Raw genomic sequence first — 23,727 nt, forward strand, 5'->3', positions numbered from 1 at the left:
ATATTATGAGTGAGTTTGAAGAATATGATGAATATGAAGAACCATCCTTTGAAGTTATCGAGCATTATTTTAATATAGGGAAATATCCCCAAGTTATTGAGCTTATTAACGAGGAATTACATGACAATATTGAAAATAGCCGGCTTTGGTATATGTTAGCTTACAGTAACTATGCAATAAACGAATTTGGCGAGGCTGAAAAACAATTTCATGAAGCGATGAGATTAGGATTCGATGAGGAAATCATATTTTATTTTCTCGGCCATCTATACATGGAAACCGAGCGATGGCAAGAAGCAGAAAAAGCCTTTCTTGAATCACTTCGCTTAAATCCAAATAATGCAGAAACACATGCAGGCTATGCTGTTTTAATGAAACAAACAGGATATCGTAATAAATCAAAGTTATTAATCAATAAAGCATTAGAATTAGATCCGGACAATTCATATGTATTACGGAGAAACTTTATTTTACAAGGTGTACATGGAAGTAAAGAACAACAAATCCTTGCATTAGAACAATATATGAATTCAGCAGATAGTGAAGTGGCAAAATTGTTGCACCTCGGAATAAATGCCTCCTTCCGAAATAACGAAAAAGAAGCGAAAGAATATTACAGACAAGCCTTTCTTTTAAATCCTGGGGATCAAACATTACTAGCTCTATTAGAAGAGATGGAAATTACAACCCACCCTCTGCTAGCTCCTAATCGTTTTATAGAGCGTTTAGGGGGGCCAGCTATCATTTGGCTTGTAGGGATTGGGCTAACCTTTTTATTATTAGCACTAGGGTTTGATAGTATAGCCATGCTGTTTTTAAAATGCTATGTAATACTTGCACTTTATACATGGATATCAGTTCCATTGGCTAAGGGACTAAGAAAAATAAGGGGTTATACATATGGATAAAATTAAATGGTTACAGCAAATGGTGGAACAAAGCCCAACTGACCCTCAAGCACATTACTGGCTGGGAAAAGAGCTTGCTGAAAACGATCGTTGGCTAGAAGCGATACAATCGTATTCAACAGGAATTTCTCTCTGTACAGATGATACACTACGTATGGAAATCATAAATGAATTAACAAAAACGAGTTTGCAAATTCAGCAAACGAAGTCAGATGAAATCATTGAGACTACTGAAGACATTGCCGCTTCAGCAGAAGAACTGCTTGAAAGAGAAGACAAAAGTGAAGAAACCGAGACGGATCAAATAATAGATTTTACACCTAGGTTAAAAATTATTGATGGTAAAGCCCCTAAAACAGTAAAAAAAGGGAAGGAACAAATCACTTTTACGGATGTTGCTGGGCTGGATGACTTAAAAAAGACCATTACTTTACGTATTATTAGCCCATTTTATAACAAAGGTCTATTTGCTAAGTTTCGAAAAAAAGTAGGCGGCGGTGTACTGCTCTATGGTCCCCCTGGTTGTGGAAAAACATTTATTGCCAAGGCAACCGCTGGTGAATGTAAGGCTAATTTTTATCCTGTTCATATTACAGATATATTAAATCGCTATATCGGTGAAAGTGAACAAAATTTAAAAGCGGCTTTTGATAAGGCGCGTTTTCAAAAGCCAAGTATTATGTTTTTTGATGAAGTAGACACGATTGGTATGAGTCGGTCTAAAGCTTCTGAATATACTCGAGGAATCATCGACACATTCCTTACTGAGTTAGAGGGAATTGATACAAGCACAGATGAAGTACTTATTATGGCTGCTACAAATACCCCTTGGGATATCGATAGCGCCTTAAAGCGCCCTGGTCGATTCGACCGTCTCATCTTCGTCGCTCCACCAGATAAAAAAGCGAGAGAGCAAATTTTCAAATTAAAGCTAGCAGGAAGATATGCTAAAGAAATAGATGTCGAAACACTAGCTGCTCAAACTGAGTTTTTCTCAGGTGCAGACATTGAAAATACGATTGAATTAGCTACTGAAAATGTACTTGCTGAAATTTTAGCAACTGGTGATGAACGTCCTATCACAACTAATGATTTATTACACGTTTTAGAAGAGATACAGCCATCTACATTAGAATGGTTACGTACTGCCAAAAACTATGTGAAATACGCAAATCAATCAGGACTTTACAATGATGTCGAAAAGTATCTTCGTGTTCACGCTAAGCGCATATAATGAATAACATCAAAGAGACATCTCAACTATGATTTGGGATGTCTCTTTCATTTTGTTGCATTTTCTTTATACTTCAATACAAAACCTCCCAATCCAACTCGTACTGTAATTTCTACGAGAAGATTAGGAGGTGTTAAAATCGTTCATATCTTTCTTTCTATTCATATATTATCCTCTACTAGGAGTTGACCTTCTATTATAAGTATCGTAGTCATAGGAATGCGTATAATTTCCTTCTTTTATTTTAATTCGAATGGACATTCCTTCTCCTACATTGGTATTGATAGAAAACTGACCATTAAATGCCTGTACCCTCTCTTGCATCCCCCTGATTCCCATTGAATCAGAAACAATAATGCCATCCATTTTGCAGCCTACACCATCGTCTGAATAAATTATTTCAAAGCCATCTGCTGTTTCTAACAAATGAATTTCGACAGTATTGGCATACGAATGTTTTAATGCATTGTTTAACAACTCTTGAAAAAGCCGATAAATCATTAAGTTTAAACGCTCATCTTCTAAATAGAGACGATCCATTGTGTAAACTAAAACAAAATCCGCACGTTTATGAACTTTTTGAATAAGCTTTTCAAGCGCAGCATTTAAGCCTAGTGTATCTAATAATGGTGGCTTCAAATTTTCACAGTAGCCTCTTAAATCATTCAACGATGCAATCATATGATCATGAATCTTAGTAAGGTTCACCTGAATATCCGTTGTCCTCTTCGCATGAATACATACATCCATTTCTCGAGCAATATGAAGCTGCTCTTGTAAAACCGTATCATGAAGCTCTTGCGCTAATTGATATTTTTCTTGTTCAAAGCGTAGCCAAAGAAGTTTATTGAGCCATGGTAGCTGACTTTTATCAGCCTCTTTCATATGCTTTAACTGTTCTAATAGATCTTCCACCATTTTCGTGTTTTCAATAAAATTATTGACATATAAAAGTAATAATTCAAGCCATAGTAACTCCTCATCCTTTAAATAAATCGATTTATTATGGTCTACGACTAGTATTCTTTTATAATTTACATCTTGGTGGATAAAAGCTATATAAAAATGCTCCGTTTTCTTTACATCCCCCATGTGGAGATTTTCAAATAATATTTCATCCATTTGATGTTGAGTATATTCTTTTGATGTACTTGTGGAAGTAACTTGATGTGTTTGCAAATCATAGGTTAATACGTAAACATGTTTAATCTCAAGATGTAAAGCAATTTCTTGAACAAATTTATCCAGCAAATCTTCAATCTTCACGACCCTACCAATACTATCAACTGTCGTATACAATCGATGGATATAATCCCCCTTTGTTGAAAAAAGAATTTTTCGCTTATGATAATCTATTTTCTCTTTAATGTAGAAAAGTGCTATTAATGATAAGAAGGCAAAAAAGAATACTTCCGCCATTCTTGAAATAGACAAATCTGTAATTACATACAGACCTACTAATAACCAAATCGTAAAAACAAATGAAAAATTAAAGTAATAGCGTAAACGGGTAATAAAATATTCCATATCAAATATACGTTCAGTGAGCTGTGTACATAAAAAGCTGAAAGGTATTATTACTAAAAAGAGGGAACAAATATCTGCAGAGAGTATTTGTTTATGAAAGATAACTTCTGGTAACGCGTATAGAAAAAGAAAAGGTAAAAACGGAATGATTATACTGCTCAATAATATTTTTAATTGTGGTACTTTATATTTAATATACCCCGAAATCATAATCCCAAGAATGATAATAAGTAATAAGAAAAATGCTCCTAAGATTACATTTGAAAGCACAACATGAATGGCGTTATTTCTAATACCATAAATGCTTAAAAATACTACCGAAAGAGGGAGTATATATAGTATCTTTATGTTTTTTATAAACAACCATTTTATCTTTAAAAAATCAAAATAAAGCCTTAAAAAATGTATTAAAAGTACAGGACATAGCAGCATACTACTACGATTTACAATGATCCCTACATTATTTAATATCCCAGACGCACCTATACTTACATATGCTAATGAAACTGTTAAGATAAATAGAATTAATAGATTTAATAGCGGTGTTTCCTTCTGTTTAATATGCAAATAAACAGAAAGTATTAACGATAGGAAATAATAGACAGTAGGTACAACGAATACATAATAAAATTGTTGGGGAATATCGAATGTTTTTATTTGCACATGTACTATATCACCATTAGGTTTCTCTATAGTTAATTTATTTGCTGAGCGTATTACGAATTCATACTTAACATTGGAAATATTTCTTATATCTTTTCCATCTACTTTTAATACTATATCTCCAGGCACTATTTGATGCTTGTTAGCCCAATCCTTATAGTAAGGATTTGTTACTATCCAATTTCCGCCTTTTTCTTCTATCTCAATATTTAAAAAAGGCTTACTATGAGATGTAAATAATAAATAAACCCCTATTATTACATAAATGCCCACAGCAAGCCAAAACCATCTAGAATTAGTTGACCTTAGTTCCACAAACGATTTTCTAAACACAGCTCTTCATCAAACGAGTCTAAAATTGCTTTCTGCTCAAGTTCAGTAACACCAACTAGAGAAGCTTTTTTTTCTTTTAACAAAGTTACCATCGACGGATTTTGCTCTAAAAATTGAATCATTTTAATCATAAAATCTCCTCATTTCATTAGTTTTTTTATACCTTTTACACACAGTTACATCATTTAAAGTATTGAATATATTCAAACTGATCTTACTAATTCTTTTCCAAGGAATTAATAACTATTAATGTAACCACAACTTCATTATACCATTATTTTACATACTTTCAACAATATTTTCTATAAAATACTAAAAAATAATAGATTACGTAGCATTTTCACAAAATGTACTAATTTTCGCAATACTTCGTTATAAATATCTTTAGTAAAGAGAAACTGCTATTTAGGATATTCCTTAAAATTTTCAAATCCCTCTCCCAAACTTTTCGATTTATAAATTACAATGCCTTAAATTTCCTTATAAAATCTTGATATTTATTATTTATAGTTTCATTAACAAAGGTTTTTTCAACAATAGCCATTTGTTGAAAGAACAAAAATAACCATGAAAAGGATGATTATATGAAGCAAAAGCTTTCACCCATCTCTGCCAAAGAGCGGATTGAAACACTTGATGTATTAAGGGGGTTCGCATTATTAGGAATTATATTAGCCAATATTGTTTGGTTCCTTTATCCGGCCTATATGCAGGAAGATCTAAGTTTTAAAAATGAATGGACTTCTTTTTGGAATCAAGCCGATTATACCGTTCATACTATTATTACTATGTTTGTCGATGGAAAATTTGTCATGCTGTTCTCTATGTTGTTCGGTTTTGGAATGGTCATTATGCAGGAAAGATCAGCCGCAAAGCAACTAAACTTCTGGGGAATTTATTTTAGACGACTTATTGCGCTCTTTATTTTTGGTTGTATCCACGCTTATTTCATTTGGTTCGGAGATATTTTAACAGACTATGCAATCTTAGGATTATTACTCCTTTTCCTGCATAAGTTAAAACCTAATGCTATGTTAATCATTAGCGTAACTTTATATAGCTTATATTTTGGATTATTTACGTTAGGGGCTCTATCCTCCGATTCTACGATGATGTCAATGACCATGTCAGAGAAAAGTCGTCAGCTTATGCAATTTACAATAGATGCCCATCAAAATGGAAGTATTCAACAATTAATGAATGCTAATTTTATGGAAAGAACTTATTATACAATGCGTAATGGATTATATGTTCTTTCTCTAGGCAACCCTATATTTTATTTATTTACAAATCTTCCGTACTTACTAATGTTCTTATTCGGAGCGGCTGTTGCGAAGAAAAAATGGTTTCACCGTTTTGAAGAATATCGAAAAGGCTTTTTCATTACATGGTTGCTTACATTGATTTTTGGTGGAACATTGTGCTGGATCTTACCTTTCCTTTTCGAAAATTTTTCTGCTGTTCAATATATTAGCTCACCATTCCTAACTATCTTTTATGCTATTAGCTTGATCTTTATTTATCATACGGTGAAAGGAAAGAAAGCTTTACAATGGTTAGCGTTCCCTGGAAGAATGGCATTCACAAACTATATCGGCCAATCTATTATATGTACATTGTTATTTGGACCATTTGCATTTGGCGTATACGGAAAACTCCACTTAACGACAGCTATCATCATTGCGATTGTCATTTTTATTTTCCAAGTGATTTTTAGTAAACTTTGGTTATCCAAATTCCGCTTCGGACCACTTGAATATGTTTGGAGGTCATTCACTTATTTAGGTATTAAAAAGGAATCTAAAAATGCATAGGTTAGGTGAGAATTGACTAACAATTCGGTAAATTTCTCGATAAAACGAACAAAGAGGCTGCCTCTTAGCAATCTAAAAATAGCCAAAAATCGGCTTGACCGTTAACTGGCTATTTTTATGATTCTAAAGAATAAATCTCAAACTCCCTATCACCAACTGACGTATCTTTCCATGATTTATCTTTCAAGTCAATACTAGCTAATTCTTGTTATTCAAGACCCTCATATGCATCCCATACGATTCGAAATTTTCAGCCAACCAAAACAAATTTTAACCTTTACTTGAGTATAAATGCTCTAACAGTTCCGTAGCTTTTAGCAATAATCTGACTATCTCCTGGTGTTGCATGGGTTTCCAAGAAACTATCAAAACAATAACCAAAATGAGAATTGTTCATGTCGATACTAATGTATTGATTTATTTGCTAAGATTCAGCAATAAGATACCAGTCATTACTAATATCATTTTTTAGTTCCTCCCAAATAACATCATCCTCTGGATAAAGCTTTTTACTAGTTGGAATAAATTCATTTGAAGAAACTATTTTTATCCCATAAGGCTTATATAAAAACATTTGTAGGGATTCATAATTGCTAAAAAAATAATGCAAATCTTTTGGAAGAGTTAAATCACTTGTGAAATCTGTGATTCTTTTCACAAGTCTACAATTACTATCCTGTTCAATTTTTTTAATAATCTCTTTTATCTTCATACTTCCCCCTTTAATGCCAAATTTACTTGTATTCAGCATAAATATATTTATTGATATCTTTGTAAAACTTTTCTCGTACTTCCCCAGATACTTTAGCTGCATCAAACGTAAAATTCGAACAACTCTTGTGCTTGCTTAGCTATTATTTTATCCTAAATCCCCTAGTTTTCCAATTGTCCCCTCAAGTCACTTCTGAATTTGTCTAAAACAGTTCAACCCTATCAAGTAAACAAATTAAAAGATTAGCAATAAATCAAGATTCTGTGGATTTATTGCTAATCTTTTAATTTGGTCGAAAAATAAACTTAATCATCCTCACATTTTTCAAGATTATTTTCGAAGGTTTCAAAGTTGTTTGATAAAATTTGATGCTATTTTCTAAATGCAAACATGCAGAGAACCGCAATTAAGTTAAGTAAAGTTTCAATTCTCCGCATTTTTATTTTGACTAGAGGCGAAGTATTCCTATCACTTCTGATGATTCGTTAGATTAAAGGGCGATATATATCTTTCCAGTAAGGAATCATCTCTTCTGAAAAAATATAAACAAAATCATTAGAAGATAGGTTACCTAAATTATCTAATGCAATTCCAAACTTGAAATATATTTTATAGTTTCTGTTTATAAAATACTCTTCATTTTGTAAACTATCCAAATTAGAACCGAATTTTGATAACAATTTATTATCTATTAAAACTTCCTTTTTACAATTTAAGGCTAGTTGAATTAACTGTCCTTGTTCATTATACATTGCTTTACTATTCGCCCTGTTTTCTGTAGTTATACCTTTTTTATTATTCTTACTTATTTTTAACGGAACTCCCCATATTTTTTCAATTTCACTCGGTTGCATGCCGAATTTCAATAATCCTACAGATTGATACGGAGTAATTTCATATTTTAAGTTTATTAGTTGTTTATCAATACTTCTGAATTTAAAAGCTAAATTTATATCTTTCTCGTAAATATTTTTTTGGTTATCTGAATAAATTGTTAATTGAATTCCATCATTAGGATTATCCAAACCGTAAATCGACATGTTATACTGAGGAAATATATAACATCCATCAACAAAATACGGATTTTCTTTGAATAAAAATCGCTTTGATTCATTCATTAAATCAATTTTTTGTTTATTCAAGAAAATAATCTTTGGATTGTTTACAGAAATACTTACTAAAACATCATCTACAAAATGAAATATATATTCATCTTTATATAGAAAAAACCCTTTTCCATTGACATTTTTCTTATCCAATTCACCTAGGATATTTTGTATGTCTAAAGATGTTATAGATAGCTTTACTTCATTTATCCCGATTTTAGGTAATATTTTCAACTCTCTTCTCATAACTTCTACCTCATCTACAATTTTCTATCTAGAAAATCTTTATATTCTACATTGGTTATAGATACATTGCCTCCTGCGTATTCAATACTTCTCTTATATTATCGCAATCCAAATACCAAAAATACCCATTTTTACACTCAATCTCCTAATAGTGTTCAGAAATACATGAATTAAACACAGTTCCATTTCTAACAAAAAACCATGCAGAAAAGAAAGTTTATTCTTCTCTACATGGAGTTTTGGAATCACATCGTACTGCATCCGCTAAGTACAATTCCTTACACTCTAATCTTAATTTCCCTATTTTCGTTTCGCATTACCTGTCTCTGATTTCATTGTTTATTTTTTTTTGCCTTTCTAGAGGTATACAATAGATCTTCAACAACTTTTAGATTTTTTTTCAATTGTTTCGAGTAAATAAGTACATCTCCATTTACATACTCAAATCTAAATGTCCTTGTGGATAAAATTTTTATTTTTTCTCCAAAGAAACCATCTCTAATAATAGTATGAGTAGTCAAATTGTCATTATAAGAATATCTGTCAACCATAAACGTTTCTTCGTTAACATCATCGTCCCTTGTGTAGAATAATATTTTTTCTATCACAGATCCTTCATATATTATACAATGTACTTGGCTTAAAACCATTTCACCAGCCCTATTACTTCGAAATCTAAGACAGATTTTCTTTTCAGTTTCATTTATTATGAAAGAACTCCCCCACCCTTTATTTTCAGCGTCATAAGAAAAATACAGTTCATTGTTTTTCAACTTATTCACTATAATTCCTTCCTTAGATTTCGGTTCCTTTTTATAAATTTTTGGTTTTGGTAATTGATCTAATTCATATTGATATGGGTATATTTCTAGATAAGAATTGCTCCAAATAATCGTTTCATTTTCAACGTCTTCAACTTTATGATGCAACACATTGTATGAGGAACTATATTCCTCGAATATTTTTACAATCATCTCGTAATCTTTTTCTATCATCTTGTACACTTCCCTAATTTTTTAGTTGTTCCTGTTTCCCAAGTTCGCCCTTTATTTAGTTCTTCCTTTATTTTCTGCAGTTCATTTTCAAACGTTACTTTATCCTTTCCATCTAACCTATTGAATAGTTCGTTTTTATAATCTTTTCCATGTAGCCCATCTTGTTGATGAGAGGTATCTGGTCCATTAATTACTTTATCACTATCTCGTACTGGTAACCAAATACCATTATATTTTCCATCCGGATCAATTCCATGTGCTTTCATCTGTGCAACAAGAGAATTCATATTCGAGTCTTTAGTACCTGTCATAACAATATGATGAGCAGCGTGATTAGGTCCCGGAGCACTTCCTAGATTATTCCCTAATTTCGCAGAATTCGATTTTAAACCTAGAATGTCAGTTAAATTGTTCGTATCAATTACATAGTTATAAAGTACAAAACCACCACTTAATCCAATCGGGTCTTGTTGTGTATACATTCCCTCACTTGGAGAGTAGAAACGGAAGCGATTATAGTACAAGCTAATTTCTACATCTTCATACTGCCCTTGATAACGGAATGGAATAAAGTCCTTCTCACCTGTGAACTCCTTTACCCGTCCATAAATATCAAGTTCAGCTGACCAAATCTTGTTACCCTCTTCATCATAGGCTTCGACAGGGGTTCCAAGATAATCACTAATAATACTGTAGCTACCTTCATTCGTAATTTTAGCAGAAGGTACGAACCCATCATTAAACACCCATGTGATTAGATTATCTGGAATTTCAGATTTATTCTGTGAAGAGTGTTCTACTAGATTTTCAAATTCATCTGAATTCTTCTCCGAGAAATACTCATGTAGGATAGTATTCCCATCCCATACGAAACTCATTGTTTTTTCTTCAGAACTCTTCTCTATTCGCCTTCCTAACGAGTCATACTTGAAAGAAATTTCCCTGTTATCTGGTTTGATGACTTTAGACATCATACCATTACTGTTATATTCGTACTTCCACGTATCACCATTCTTTTCGACTTTCTGAATGAGATTCCCTTCATCATCATAAGAAAATGTTGCATCTCTCGTTTCAAGTAATCTGCTTCCGGCGCCATAGACACGATCTGTCTTTTCTTTTGTTTCATACAAATTCCCGACATCATCAACACTGCGGTGTAAGAAGTCAAATTGACCACCTTGATTGGACCAAACTAGGTTACTGAATTCATCGTAACCATAGGTAACTTTTACACCTGTTAACTCGTTGACCATACTTCGTAAGCGATGGTTGACGTCCCAATTATAAGCGCGCCTTCTTGTATCGCGGTTTTGGCTACTTATTCGATGATGTGTTGGTCTTCCTGCTACATCATACTGCCATTTGCTAATGACATCTCCTGGTAAGATTCTTTCAATTTCTTGACCAAGAACATTGTACAGCATGGATGCTGTACATTGTTCTTGCTCTGAGCGAGAGGCTGTAATCTGAGACACATTGCCCATTTCATTACGAGCGACATCGATTTTGACACCTAATACGAAAGATCAAAAGGGCAATAAAATCCTTTTTAATGGATTTATTGCCCTTTTTAAAGATTCAATCTTTTATTACACTAAAGATATATTATAAGAAAAGATCCCCTATTTTATTGTCTTATTTAAAAGAGAAAAAGTTAAGTCAAAAAAACTTTTAAGGATTTTCAGTATATTAAAAATCCATATCGTAACATAATTTTTTCATGACTCAGCTTGGATTTCTATAGTTTATCATTAATCATATCATTTATATCATAATTTCCTAATGGACTATAATCTTGTAGTCCCTGCTTCCGACAGCATACCGAAGTCATCTGATTGCCACATTGTATGGCACTCCCTTTTGTTAAAATGATTACTTTATAGAGCGAAGTTGAGAAGCTTAGTAAAAAAGATCAGCATTTTCTCCATGCTCTTTTTTTAATTGCTCCACTATTTCTTCAAATGTATATACCTTTGCATCTCTCTTAGTTCTCTCGACAAGTTGAAACTTTACGTCTAGGTCTGAACTATAACCAGTAGGAATCATGGGATAGACAGCCATTGGCGTTGAAAATAACTCATGTTTTATTACTGGAACATCTAAACCTAATTTCTCTCTCACTTTAAATAGATTGATTAGCTCGATTGGAACAAGACCAAAATCTATAAGCTCCTCATCTTTCCATTTGGTTCCAGTAACACCAATTCCATTTAAATGGTACTCACACAAGCTATCCCAATACTCATCCTCAATTTCATTGAATTGATGATCCCACTCATCTATAATTCGCTCATAGATACCTAACCCATCACCGTATTGCATGACCTTATCTTTTACAGGATTCAGAATTCCTAATTTTTCAATTAAGAAGTGTATCAAATACGTACTTGGGTATACCTTTTGCTTAATGTATTCCTTGTTATTCTTATACTCATCCCTTTCTAAATCAGCAGCAGCTTTTGTTAATAGTAGTTCTATTAAATCAATTCTTTCCACATACAACGCATAATTTAATAATGGTGCAATTGGATCAATAAAAGGAATACTACCACCTGTATATGAGTAAGCAAAGAAATTTGCGGTACGTTCAAAGAATTTCCAACAGTCACTATCACCTTGAAAAAGTAGGTTCTTCGCTGCAATATGGTTACAATTCGGTGTACCATGAAAAGCACCATAAATGTTCTTTAAATTTTTTTTGAAGTTTTTTCTATTGGTGTAAAAGGAGTATCCATCATAAAAATCTCTATTGGTTTCGTCTTGGTTAATAACCTCATTATATTTATACTTTTTTATTGCTTTTTGAATTAGCTTGTGTTTAAATTGTTGTTCTACTTGCACTTAATCTTTATCCTCCTCTTATCAACATTTATTTGTACTAATTTATTTTTTAAAGTACCATTTGCATCTGCATTATAAATCATTCTCATTAAATCCTTTTGATAAGATGGCATATTATTCCAATGTCCATTTACATTATTCATTATTTTATTAATGTTAATTTTTGTCCATCTAGGCATATTTGATTTAGATCTAAAACCTTTTCTACTTGTTTTGACTTCAATAACATTAAGTTCCCCTGTTGCTCGATCTATTGCAACTAGATCAAAGCCTTGGTTTGATATATTTTGGACCGAGCCTAGAACATTAAACCCGTTACTTTTCAGGTATTTGGAAGCAATTTTTTCTCCCCAATCACCTAAATTTTTATTACCAAATTTCATTACTTGTCCCGCTGTAAATAAACCAAAAGGATCGAAATGAATATTTGGATTACCTACATATCCATATAAAGTCGGATTCCCACCAGCAAGTCCAATAGGATCTTGTTGTAAATAAATCCCCTCAGTTGGAGAGTAATATCGGAATCTGTTGTAATATAGTCCGATCTCTTTGTCCTCATACTGCCCCTGATACCTAAACGGAATGAAATCCTGTTCACCCTTGAACTCCATCACTCGTCCATAAATATCAAGCTCTACTGACCAAACCCTATTGCCATCTTCATCAAAAGCTTCTACGGGCGTCCCAAGATAATCACTAATAATACTGTAGTTACCATCACTCGTGATTTTAGCTGAAGGTACGAACCCATCGTTAAACACCCATGTAACTAAATTGTCTGGTATTTCAGATCTACTCTGTAAAGAACATTCTTCTAGGCTTTCAAATTCCCCTGAATCTTCCTCCGAGAAATACTCATGTAGGATAGTATTCCCATCCCATACGAATATCATAGTTTTATCGTCCGAACGCTTCTCTATCCGTCTACCTAGTGAGTCATACTTGAAAGTAACTTCTGTCTTGTCTGGTCGGATGACCTTCGACATCATCCCATTACCTTTGTATTCGTACTTCCACGTATCACCATTCTTTTCGACTTTCTGAATGAGATTCCCTTCATCATCATAAGAAAATGTTGCATCTCTCGTTTCAAGTAATCTGCTTCCGGCGCCATAGACACGATCTGTCTTTTCTTTTGTTTCATACAAATTCCCGACATCATCAACACTGCGGTGTAAGAAGTCAAATTGACCACCTTGATTGGACCAGACGAGGTTACTGAATTCATCGTAACCATAGGTAACTTTTACACCTGTTAACTCGTTGACCATGCTTCGTAAGCGATGATTGACATCCCAATTATATACTCGTCTTCGTGTATCGCGGTTTTGACTATTTATTCGATGGTGTGTCGGTCTACCTGTTACGTCATACTGCCATTTGCTAATGACATCCCCTGGTAAGATTCTTTCAATTTCTTGACCGAGTTCATTGTACTGCATTGACGCTGTCCAATTTTCTTGCTCTAAACGAGAAGCCGTGATTTGCGACACATTCCCCATTTCATTACGAGCGACATCGATTTTGGCACCTAAGCTACTTGTAATCTGAGAACGGTTGCCTAATTCATCATAGCTACTCGCAATCCAATGGTCATTTTGACACTCCTTGATTACTTGTCCAGATGGATCTCGCTCTAGTTTTACTTTCACATGCTCATTTTCGGTCTCAATTAATGAACCATTTTTGTCATAGCCAAACGTTTCCCATGTGTCATCATAATAATCAGCTCGAATGACATTCCCTAAATTGTCATGCTGATACGCTGTCCAACGATCACCAGGTCGTTGAATCCTCTGAACCAATCCTGCCAGACTTCGCTCATATGTTCTTTCAATCTCATCAAAGCCGATTTCCTTGATGATATTGCCTTTCGTATCACGTTCAAACTGATACGCTTCGCCTTTTTCATTAATAACAGCTGTTAACTGCTCTTCTGTATCATAGGTGAATTTGATTTTCTTCCCACCTTGTTCTCGAGATATCAAACTGCCAAACATGGTGTAATCAAAGGCTACTTGCGTATGGTTATCTTTCGCCAAAAGAATATCGTCATAGGCATTGTACTTTAATTGAACGTCGTTACCATCTGATAGATTTGCCCGTACAAGACGATTCAAGTTATCATAACGGAATTTTTCTGTTGCCCCTAGCGGATTGGTTGTTGTTGTGCAGTTACCACGACGGTCATACGCCCATGTCGAACTCGTCCCGTCTGGTAATGTCACTTGACTTAGGTTCAGATCATTATCATAAGCTAAGCTTACCATATGGCCTTGCGCATTTGTTACCGTTTTAATTAAACATTGTTCATTATAGGAAAATTCAGTCTTTGTGCCATCTTCTAAAACATTTGCCTGTAATGTTCCATCTTCATTATAAATCCACTGACGACTTCCACCCTCTGCGTTAACTACCTGAATTAACCTATCCTTCTCATCGTACTTTGACGATAAAATACTGCCATCTGCAAGCGTAATCGTCACTGGATTTGCCCACTCATCATAACTATATGACGTGATACGACCATCTTCATCTACTGTTTGGAGTAATTCAAAGTCCTCATTATATTGATAGCTAACTTCACTACCATCTGGATGTACAATTTTCGTACAGAGATTATCCTCGTTAAAGTAGTAATAACTTTTATGACCTAAGCTATTCGTAATTTCGTTATAGCCCTCGTGATACGAAAGCTCATAAGCAAGGACATTGCCATCTCCCCATGTTTTGATAACTCGTGCACCTGTAGTTGGTCCATCGTAGCGCCAGAAGAAGCTATTTTTATTACGATCTGTTTTTTGCATCATTAAGTGATTCACATATTTTAAATGTGTACTTTGCCCTAATGCATCTTGGATTTCGATTAAATCTTGCACATCATTGTAAACATAACGAACTAAGACTTCACGACTCATCTGGTTACGTAAGGCAACTTCTGTCATTCTGCCTGCCTCATTAGTAGTAACTTCGAGCACTCTTCCAACACTGTCAGTAACTTGGGATAGGAAACCTTTAAGGTTATACGCAAATTGAATATGATGTGCTTGCTCATTTCTTACTTCTTTTAATCGGTATGTTGTTTCTGTTATTTGTTCAAATACATAAATCAATCGTGTATCATGCTCGAACAAATGATACTCCTCACCTGTATTTGTTAAGGTCATTCTCTCTCGTTTGTTAAAATAAGGCAAGTTTATTGGTAAAATTGGAAACCCTATCGCTCGACCATCCGTTACAACTATCCCAATCAGGTCTTCATCCTCAAAAATTTCTAAGGCTAGATCGTATGTAAAGTGCATACCATGACCTGACAAGCCAATCCGACTACTATCACTGTACCATACGCGTTCCCATGAAAGGGGGATGGGTCCAGGTAGTTCAAAGTCGATACCTTCATAAATCATACGCCCGGTAATTGTATCAACAGGATCTGAACATGTATTAGTATTTTTTTTATTTTGCCCATTTGTACACTTTTGCTTCTTTGATCCTTTACGATTAAATTTCTTTAACACGTCCTTGGCCATATCCTTCATACCGTCTAATACCTTCGACACCCCAAGCAATTCATCCATCGATGAAACGACTTTATCTGCTGCTGTCTTCACGGCCTTAGATCCTTTGTTGGCTAGCGCCGATACTGCATCTAGCGTTTTAGACACTTTTGTGTAAGCAGCTTTCATTCCCTTTATTACTTTTGAGGCATCAGCAACCTTATCAACACCTTTTGCAACATCACCAGCTTTATCTAAGAGTTTTGCCCCTTTTTTGACCTTGTAGGCAGCTTTGGCGGCATCACCAACTAACGGGACCGCACCTACTAAGTTCATGGCTGCATCCATGTAATTCCCTCTTGCCAAGCTAATTCCTGCATTCGCAATATCCGCAAATGTACCGATGACAGGAATAAACCCAGCGATATCCAGCGCAGTACTGACACCATCTAATAAACTACTAAACCAGCCTTTCTTCTCTTTCTTCTCTTCTGCCTTTTGTGGGAAAATTAAGTCAACTTTACTCATAGCTTCGATGGCTTCTTCATTTAACTTCGGTGGTTGACTCTGCTTTTCTATACCTTCTTGCTCAATGAGCGTACTAATTAATTGGGTGTCAGCGGCCATTATTACATGGCTTTGTTCCTTTGCTGATATCGCGATCCATTCTTCCGCCTCTACGGCTAGCTCCTTCATCCCACTTATTTCGAGTGTTTCATCGGCTGCTAGCATGATGGTACTGTTACTTTGAAATGTTACGCCATCTCCATCATCCATCTTTAAGTCCAAGACGCCATCTACTGCACTAAAGGTAATATCACCAACGCCTAATGTCACATCTTTCCCAACATTGGTCGCCAATGATTTAACGGTAGTGTCCGCCATTTTCTTCGCCTGCTTTTGCCCACCCTCTGGTGTGGCTGGATTAACACGCACCGAGCTAATAACGATGGCTTCTTCTTCAACCGCACTTGGAAAATGTAATTGAGCACGTGCACCTATTTGGGGCATTAAATACATAACGCCATTGGCATCTGCTGAATAGGCAAACCAATGTGCTTTTCCTTGATCCTGGCTTTTATCTATATCTAAATGAATTTTAACGGTGTTTTGCGTAACATCAATGATCTTTCCTGTAAATGCTGCACCAATGAGATCTAAATTTCGCACTAACCGCTGACGAATACTTTTCTCTGGTTGGGCAGTATATTGAAACTTCAGCACGCCCCCCTCAAGAAGGGTTTCCCTAGCCGTTACGATATAGGAGCTTCCCTTGAATTGCACCAACGTGCCTAACTCATGGGGTTCCGTGCTTTCAAACTCGCAAAATGTATAATCGGCTTCACTTACATCCGTCCCATCGTTTTCTGTAATCAAACGATACGCATCAACGTCCATACGTACTATAGAAGGCAGATGGTCGATCGTTATGCTTTTCCTACTTTGAGGTGTACCGAGCCAAAATCGAGCACCTTTTCCTTTTAAATCAGGAAAAACAACGGCGTGCAAACGAGAGGCCATTCTTTTAATAAATTCCCAATCTGTTTCTAAGTACTGAATCGCAATACTACCAATGGCTTGACCGTTAGAAGCTTGGTCAATGTAATCCCCATTAGGATAGGCTTTCACGATGTTATTTATTAACTGCACATACGTCATATTGGCATCTTGAAAAGAACGTGAGCGCTTCGCAATATCCATATTTGCAGTAAATGATACAGCCTCAACGGAGACATAGTGCACCCCTTGAGCTGCCTGCAACTCCGCGTTTTCTATTCTTCCTGAGAACAATACGGCACTGTCTCGTCCAAATTTCACAACTATTTCATCCGTATGATTGACCCGCTGAATATACTTTTGCGCTTGCTCTTCAGCAATCATTCCCGTAAAGTACAATCTCGCATGGTCATTGCCCTTATGTTTGATCGTTAATTTATCTAAATGAATAAGCGGATAATTCCACTCGAGCACAAGATCCTCATACGTACTAATCATGTGTACTTCCTTTTCTTCTAGCGATTTCATTACTTACCTCCTTTCCATCAACCTGTCTTTAAAAACCTTGTATCGGTATTTCTACTTCCTCTTGCCCGTCATGAATAATTTCGATTTTGCCTCCACCTGCTGAGCATTGGGTATGGCAGCGGCTTAATAACGCTTGCTTTCCCTCGATATTGACATTTTCCATCCCTTCCATCCAATCAATGGAACATGTTGGTGTACATGGCTTTTGCAACTGTAAACAAACACCAAAGGTTGGAATGTTGTCAGGGTTTCGATCCCCTACATTCATAACGGCTTTCTCTTTAATATAAACGCCATGATCTTGCGGCAAATTTAAATAATTGAGGTGGCTACCATGCTCACAGGAAATGATCGCGCCATGTACGACATAACTAAATTGCTCCTGTTCCGAACCTTCTGTTTCCAAACTATCTACAACTTGAGCCATTAAATATCCTTCCTTTCGTATCGATTGAACACTGTTTCAAACTACGACAGTGTTTTGGAATGATTTAGCTTATCATCATAACGTGTAGTTGATTTCCGTTCCGACTGGGCGCTTTGTTGCTGTCGCTACACTTTCGCAGAGAAAACATCCGCTTCTCTAGGGCCAACACGATGTTGGTCACAAAGGAGTCGCCCAGTCTCCACTCCCATCAACTTATATAAATGGCATTCATCCACAACTTTGGATAATGAGCCATGATTTATTAGAATGATCTATCGACTTGCTAGTTTTACTCGCTGCAACTGAATTCCGAGATATGGTCGTCGTAGCATACTTTCTGCCACATCTAAATTGACGATGGTGAACGATTCCTTTTTACCGTCGACTTGAAAAATACAATCTAGTTCCACCTTCTTCGGGTCAATTACGAGCTCCTTTATTTGTCCGTCTGGATAATAAATTGTCTCATCAGAAATACAGTTCTTTTTTACAATGTCCATAAGCCAATGTACGCGTTGTGTTCCTTTCTTCACATCCGTAAAGACAATGGCTGTAAATTCTAAGTTATCCTCATATTTCACCAATAACCCTTTTAAATCATCCGACACGATTCTTCGAGGCTTCTCTAAATAATCTAGATATATCGCATTGTCTTTTTCTATTACTTCCCCGAATACTGATGAACAGACAAAGTTATCATCGAGGTCTGTCTTGAAAGGAATGATTGGATTTGTAATGCTTTGATCTTGCCGAACAATAAAATACTCCATCTTTTCCTCCTGTAACTATCATTTATGTTGATGCAAAATTAATGAATCCAATGAATGTCTTTTATCTGGTCTGGGCTAAATTGACACTTCTCTTGATCGCGTTTAAAGAAAGTAGCTCCTTTTAAATTGGCACCTGTAAAATTGGCGCCTGCAATCTGCGCAAACTCAAATTTTGCATTTTCCAAATTCGCATGACTGAAATCAGTGCCTAAATAACACGCTACTTCATCATCGGGAAGCATCATTGTTTTTCCTTGTGCATGCGTAAAATTAGCGCCTGCTAAATTGGCATTACGAAAATCAGCATCTTGAATGGCTGCATATGAAAAATCAACATTCGCTAAGCTACAATCTACAAAACTAGTCCCGACGCAAACACTTTGTTTCAATGAAGCCCCTTCTAAGTCACTGCCATTGAAATTCGCATAAGAAAAATCCATTTGGTCGAAATATTTTTGCTGTAATGGTAGGCTCGAGAAGTTTTCAAACGTATACGATTTATCCGTCTCGTTTTTCCCTAACCATGAGAGGAGATTTTGTTCCACTCGTTCCCGGTCATCGATGACCCCAACATCTTCACTAAATCCTTTATATTCCCCGACACGAAATCGCAAGCACGCGGCTCGTTGAAAGTCTATTTCAGGTACGCTGTCTTGTTGATAGCGGAAGAGATAGCGCACCAATTGAATAATATACTGATGAAACAAAATCACAGTCTGTTGAATAATTCCTCGAACGTCAGCTGCTTGGATGTAGAGGTATGGCTTTCTTTCTTTTTCAAGCGTTGTGTGTAAATCTATAATCGCCTCACTAAGCCATCCCGCTTCATACTGTGCCGTACATTCGCCCCAATCGTAGTACCATTTTTCTCCATACGCTTCTAGCAAATACGTACACTTGTTATCTAGTAATGATGTTCGCAGCAATGAAAAATGAATAAAGGCAACTGGCGCTAACCTCTCTTGCCCCTGCTGCTCTCTAATATTTGCAAACAACTGTTCAAGTGAGTGAATGATTGGTTTTAATAAGATTTCCTTCTCTTGGCGAAACTGGCGATCAACCTTCTGTTGTAATCGGCTGATATGAACTGACACGCATTCATCCATAAAATGCTGTAATGCTTCTTCTCGTTTCATGCGTCCACATCCTCACTAATTTGCTCGTACTTCTGTTCCTTTAATCTCCATTTTGTCTTCCATCTTGATGGAACTATCTTTACAAGTCATCTCTATTTTCTCGCTCGCATTAATCATAATTTGCTTCGCATTGATGGCGACTTTATCTGTTGCTTGTAAAGTAATATTTTTATCACTTATGATGGAGATCCCATTATCATCCATAAGCGAAATCATTAATCCTCCACCAGATATGACAATCCGATCGGGTGCAAGTAGAATTTGTTTGCCGTGCTTCGTTCTCAGCGTTTTGACATCTGGATCAGCCATCCGCGCTGGATCTTGGCGACTATCCTCGGGTGGTGCAGGTCTTGACCCGCCGCCACCTCCGCCACTAGCACTTCCACCGCCTCCTGGACTAGGCGGATTCGTTGCTGCTAACATCGAACTAGATTGTGGTGGTGCTTTTGATACGGAACTAATCGCAATCCCTTCATCCTCACGATTGCCTGGGAAATAGATTCTCACATTATCAGAAAGCTCCGGCATGAAGTACCAGCCTGTATTATCTTCTGATGCATAGATCGTTGAATACGGAAACCAATACGCTGTATCTTTATCTTGACCCTCGTCGAAATCGACATGAATACGAATTTTATCCCCCGCAACATCGACTACTTTGCCTTGAATAGAGGCGCCAATAATAGCTTGATTATAAGTAGTGTGAACACTGAAGCCGTTCTGAGGTGTTAACGTGTAGATGTGCTTGAACAAGCCATCTTTTAAAGTTGAGACGATTTTATAGACATACAATTTTTTTGATTGGAATGTCACTTCATTGCCTATTTTGAAGGATTGGAACGATTCTACTTCATAGTACATATAGTCACTATCAGTAATACCGTCGAGATGATTTTTACTGGACACAAGGAAATTGCCGATCGCCTTTTTAACCCGATAATTGATAGCCTCCATTTTTTGCGTACGCCCAGCTTGAAACGGCACGCCGAAGTAAAACTTTGCGGCTGGATGAACCGTATCTGGCACTAGACCTGTATGGAATCGCGATGCCATTCGTTTAAGAAACTCCCAATCTGTCTCTATATATTGCATCGTAAAGCGACCAATACTAGCGCCCTTTGAGGCATAGTCCATGAAATCTGCACCTTTTTGATCGGCAATACATGCATTTATTAATTCACTATAGGGCATACTCGCATTTTGATAAGTTTGATTTTTCTTCTTCACATCTAACACATACGTATGCGAAACGGCTTTAACCTCCAAATAATAGGTGCCCAAAACCGATTTCACTTGTACATCTAATGCCAGCCCATTGAAAATAGGAATAGTTTGTCCACCACTACCGATTTGTACGACTTCAATAGCCGTTTCTGCATCGGTCATATATACATAGGAATCTTCGAGTTCATCTGGAATCACGCCCGTTAAATGCAATGTAGCATGCTCATTCATTTGTTGCGTAATTTCGATTTGATTGACGCGAATATTATAGGGCATCACGATGATATCTTTATACGTCAAGGCAGTTTCCTTACTCATTCAACAACACCTTCCCCATCTAATAATTTGTTTTCAACAAAAATAGATTCCATCATGCCATAAGCAATGGGTTTCCAAATATCCATCTCTTTTTTCAAACAATTGACCGAGCCCATCGTCACATTCTCGCCCACTATAAACAAAAACATTAAATTATAAATCTTGTTATCTAGTGCTGGCGAAATGAAATCAAAGTAACCAATTTGTAAACCGTTAACTTCATTCATGCCAATATCCAACATTTTTGTAGTTGGCTGCGTTTTTTGGAGGATATTCCTCATAGTCTCTGTGAAGTTTTCTAATTCCTCTTCTTTTACCTGTTGTTCCATAATTTTCAGTGTGACATTGATGGACGTACTTTCACTTGTGTAAATATAATCGGGTCTACGACTGGACGGATATTTAATATCCAGTAATTCAGGCTCCATCACGTCAAATGTTGCAGGCATACTCATCCGGATTTGACCCTCATAAAAACTTATTTCTTTGAACGCAATCGTTTCATCTTCAATCATGAGCTGACCATCTTTAATCGCTTGCACGATATCAGTATGTAATAATTGGTTTTCGATGTTCTCCATTCGTTTCTTCTGCCTTGCATGTTTCGTCATCTCGATAACTTCTTCATCCATAAATTTCATTATTTTCGCTCCTTCATATCGATTCTGTATTCATTCCATCTCATAACCGTATATTTTTTCGCTTTCCTATTAAATAACACCGATTACCTAGGTCATTTTGTTATTAATTTAATTTTTTTCAGTAATATTCCAGTAATAAATACATATATGGCAATGTAACCATTAATTGGTTATTTTCATCATTAAATATGCTAATAAACCGTAGATAAAAAGTCAACATCCATAAGTTCTATTATTTGGAATAAACAAAAAAATAATCCCGAAGATCGGGAAAATTTTAAATTTAGTAGTTAGATATACTGTGTGACAAAAGAATAAAGTGGAACTTTAATCATTGGAGTATAAGCACTTAGTACACTAATTAAAATGCCATCATCTTTTATGAAAATGCGAAAAAGCACCTGTTGCCTGTTATAGGCAATCAAGTGCTTTAGGTTCATATATTTTTTTAAGCTTATTAATATTTGCAAGTTTTAATAAGTAATTATTTTCATATGACATCTTTTTTTAACGCTTGGCAGGTGTAATGTATAGATCCTTATGCTTATTTAATCTGTTGCATATTACATTCACAAGTAGCACTTTAAGTAAAATGTCATCTCGCCTATTCTCGCCCTTATTAAAATAGCAACTATTGATAGCTTGTCTTTATGAGTTATTAATTCAAATCTGATTATTCCATAAAATTTTAATATTCTTGTTTATCGTAACGAGCTTTTTCTCGTATGCAAGAAAATTTAAACTAATCTTATACTTCCTTAATATCAAGTTTTTATTTTGCTCTCCATTATTTTTGAATACTATTTCCCACGAGCTATAAAATTATTGAAAGGCTTTTGCCAAAAATAAATTTTTAATTGCTATGATTCAAAAGCTGTTCTATCCGTTGATAGTATGCAGGGAATATGGATTCCTTGGCAATTTACTTCCTTTTGCCACTTGTACTTACTTTATGACTAAGTTGTAAAATACCCACCTTCCTTTGCTTTTTTTCTTCCCTTCGTTAGTTTAAGCTCAATTTCAAGCTGTTGGTATTGGTCTAATAACTCCATTAAGCCGTTTACCAAAAAATCATTGGGGTCTTTCTTATGGATACTGTAAAATGGTTGCCATAACGCCCTTCATGTTCTTCATGAATCGCTTTAATTTCCTCTTTTAAATCGGCATCTAAATCTGGTTGATTCATTAACCCATTTAAGGATTGCTTTTTTATCAGTCTCTATAGATTTAGCTATATCATAGGAACTTTCCTTTCCATTTAAGTAACGCTAACAGCTTGTAATTTATCTTTGGCAGTTATTTTT

The 23,727-nt window shown here is 35.6% G+C and carries 16 protein-coding genes and 1 pseudogene; 3 read left to right on the top strand and 14 right to left on the bottom strand.

All coding sequences use genetic code 11. The features are described from left to right. Positions 1-5: 5 nt before the first annotated feature. Entirely contained in the window at positions 6-908 is a 903-nt protein-coding gene (locus ACIQ7N_RS02745; protein WP_402930126.1) for a tetratricopeptide repeat protein, read from the top strand. After that, positions 901-2,142, top strand: coding sequence for an AAA family ATPase (locus ACIQ7N_RS02750; RefSeq protein WP_402930128.1), 1,242 nt, complete (start codon positions 901-903; stop codon positions 2,140-2,142). The genes ACIQ7N_RS02745 and ACIQ7N_RS02750 overlap by 8 nt, the downstream gene beginning before the upstream one ends. 168 nt (positions 2,143-2,310) lie before the next feature. On the opposite strand, the gene ACIQ7N_RS02755 is transcribed toward ACIQ7N_RS02750, so the two are convergent. Both ACIQ7N_RS02755 and comX read right to left on the bottom strand, forming a co-directional pair. Next, positions 2,311-4,605: an ATP-binding protein gene (locus ACIQ7N_RS02755; protein ID WP_402930130.1), complete on the bottom strand. Its 2,295-nt coding sequence runs from the start codon at positions 4,603-4,605 to the stop codon at positions 2,311-2,313. Between the two features lie 32 nt (positions 4,606-4,637). Beyond that, positions 4,638-4,796 carry a competence pheromone ComX gene (comX, locus tag ACIQ7N_RS02760; protein ID WP_142507203.1) on the bottom strand — a complete coding sequence of 53 codons (159 nt, stop codon included), beginning with the start codon at positions 4,794-4,796 and terminating at the stop codon, positions 4,638-4,640. A gap of 453 nt (positions 4,797-5,249) precedes the next feature. Here comX and ACIQ7N_RS02765 point away from each other — a divergent pair, with 453 nt between their 5' ends. Next, positions 5,250-6,479: a DUF418 domain-containing protein gene (locus ACIQ7N_RS02765; protein ID WP_402930132.1), complete on the top strand. Its 1,230-nt coding sequence runs from the start codon at positions 5,250-5,252 to the stop codon at positions 6,477-6,479. 424 nt (positions 6,480-6,903) lie between these two features. Here ACIQ7N_RS02765 and ACIQ7N_RS02770 read toward each other — a convergent pair whose 3' ends face one another. The 12 genes and pseudogenes from ACIQ7N_RS02770 to ACIQ7N_RS02825 form a co-directional block, all read right to left on the bottom strand. Then, positions 6,904-7,191, bottom strand: a complete 288-nt coding sequence (locus ACIQ7N_RS02770; protein WP_402930134.1) for a hypothetical protein — start codon at positions 7,189-7,191, stop codon at positions 6,904-6,906. Positions 7,192-7,676: 485 nt separating this feature from the next. Beyond that, positions 7,677-8,543, bottom strand: coding sequence for a hypothetical protein (locus ACIQ7N_RS02775; RefSeq protein WP_402930136.1), 867 nt, complete (start codon positions 8,541-8,543; stop codon positions 7,677-7,679). Between the two features lie 332 nt (positions 8,544-8,875). Then, a complete protein-coding gene (locus ACIQ7N_RS02780) occupies positions 8,876-9,538 on the bottom strand; it encodes a hypothetical protein (RefSeq protein ID WP_402930137.1) in 663 nt (220 codons plus the stop codon). Continuing rightward, on the bottom strand, positions 9,535-11,016 hold the full coding sequence (locus ACIQ7N_RS02785) for an RHS repeat domain-containing protein (protein WP_402930139.1): 1,482 nt from the start codon (positions 11,014-11,016) through the stop codon (positions 9,535-9,537). Before ACIQ7N_RS02785 ends, ACIQ7N_RS02780 begins: the two co-directional genes overlap by 4 nt. A gap of 424 nt (positions 11,017-11,440) precedes the next feature. After that, positions 11,441-12,382 (bottom strand): hypothetical protein, encoded by a 942-nt coding sequence (locus tag ACIQ7N_RS02790; RefSeq protein ID WP_402930141.1) that lies wholly within the window; start codon positions 12,380-12,382, stop codon positions 11,441-11,443. After that, positions 12,373-17,907 (bottom strand): DUF6531 domain-containing protein, encoded by a 5,535-nt coding sequence (locus ACIQ7N_RS02795; protein ID WP_402930142.1) that lies wholly within the window; start codon positions 17,905-17,907, stop codon positions 12,373-12,375. Before ACIQ7N_RS02795 ends, ACIQ7N_RS02790 begins: the two co-directional genes overlap by 10 nt. A 28-nt stretch (positions 17,908-17,935) precedes the next feature. Further along, a complete protein-coding gene (locus ACIQ7N_RS02800; protein WP_402930144.1) occupies positions 17,936-18,334 on the bottom strand; it encodes a DUF4280 domain-containing protein in 399 nt (132 codons plus the stop codon). Between the two features lie 272 nt (positions 18,335-18,606). Continuing rightward, positions 18,607-19,104, bottom strand: coding sequence for a hypothetical protein (locus tag ACIQ7N_RS02805; protein WP_132356710.1), 498 nt, complete (start codon positions 19,102-19,104; stop codon positions 18,607-18,609). A gap of 38 nt (positions 19,105-19,142) precedes the next feature. Next, on the bottom strand, positions 19,143-20,240 hold the full coding sequence (locus ACIQ7N_RS02810) for a pentapeptide repeat-containing protein (RefSeq protein WP_402930146.1): 1,098 nt from the start codon (positions 20,238-20,240) through the stop codon (positions 19,143-19,145). 15 nt (positions 20,241-20,255) lie between these two features. After that, on the bottom strand, positions 20,256-21,782 hold the full coding sequence (locus tag ACIQ7N_RS02815) for a phage baseplate assembly protein V (protein ID WP_402930148.1): 1,527 nt from the start codon (positions 21,780-21,782) through the stop codon (positions 20,256-20,258). Beyond that, positions 21,779-22,423 (bottom strand): hypothetical protein, encoded by a 645-nt coding sequence (locus ACIQ7N_RS02820; protein ID WP_402930150.1) that lies wholly within the window; start codon positions 22,421-22,423, stop codon positions 21,779-21,781. Before ACIQ7N_RS02820 ends, ACIQ7N_RS02815 begins: the two co-directional genes overlap by 4 nt. Positions 22,424-23,391: 968 nt before the next feature. Next, positions 23,392-23,532, bottom strand: a pseudogene (locus tag ACIQ7N_RS02825) (recombinase family protein); the annotation flags it as partial. Between the last annotated feature and the right edge of the window lie 195 nt (positions 23,533-23,727).

The organism is Lysinibacillus sp. NPDC095746 (assembly GCF_044763535.1).
Classification (GTDB): Bacteria; Bacillota; Bacilli; order Bacillales_A; family Planococcaceae; genus Lysinibacillus.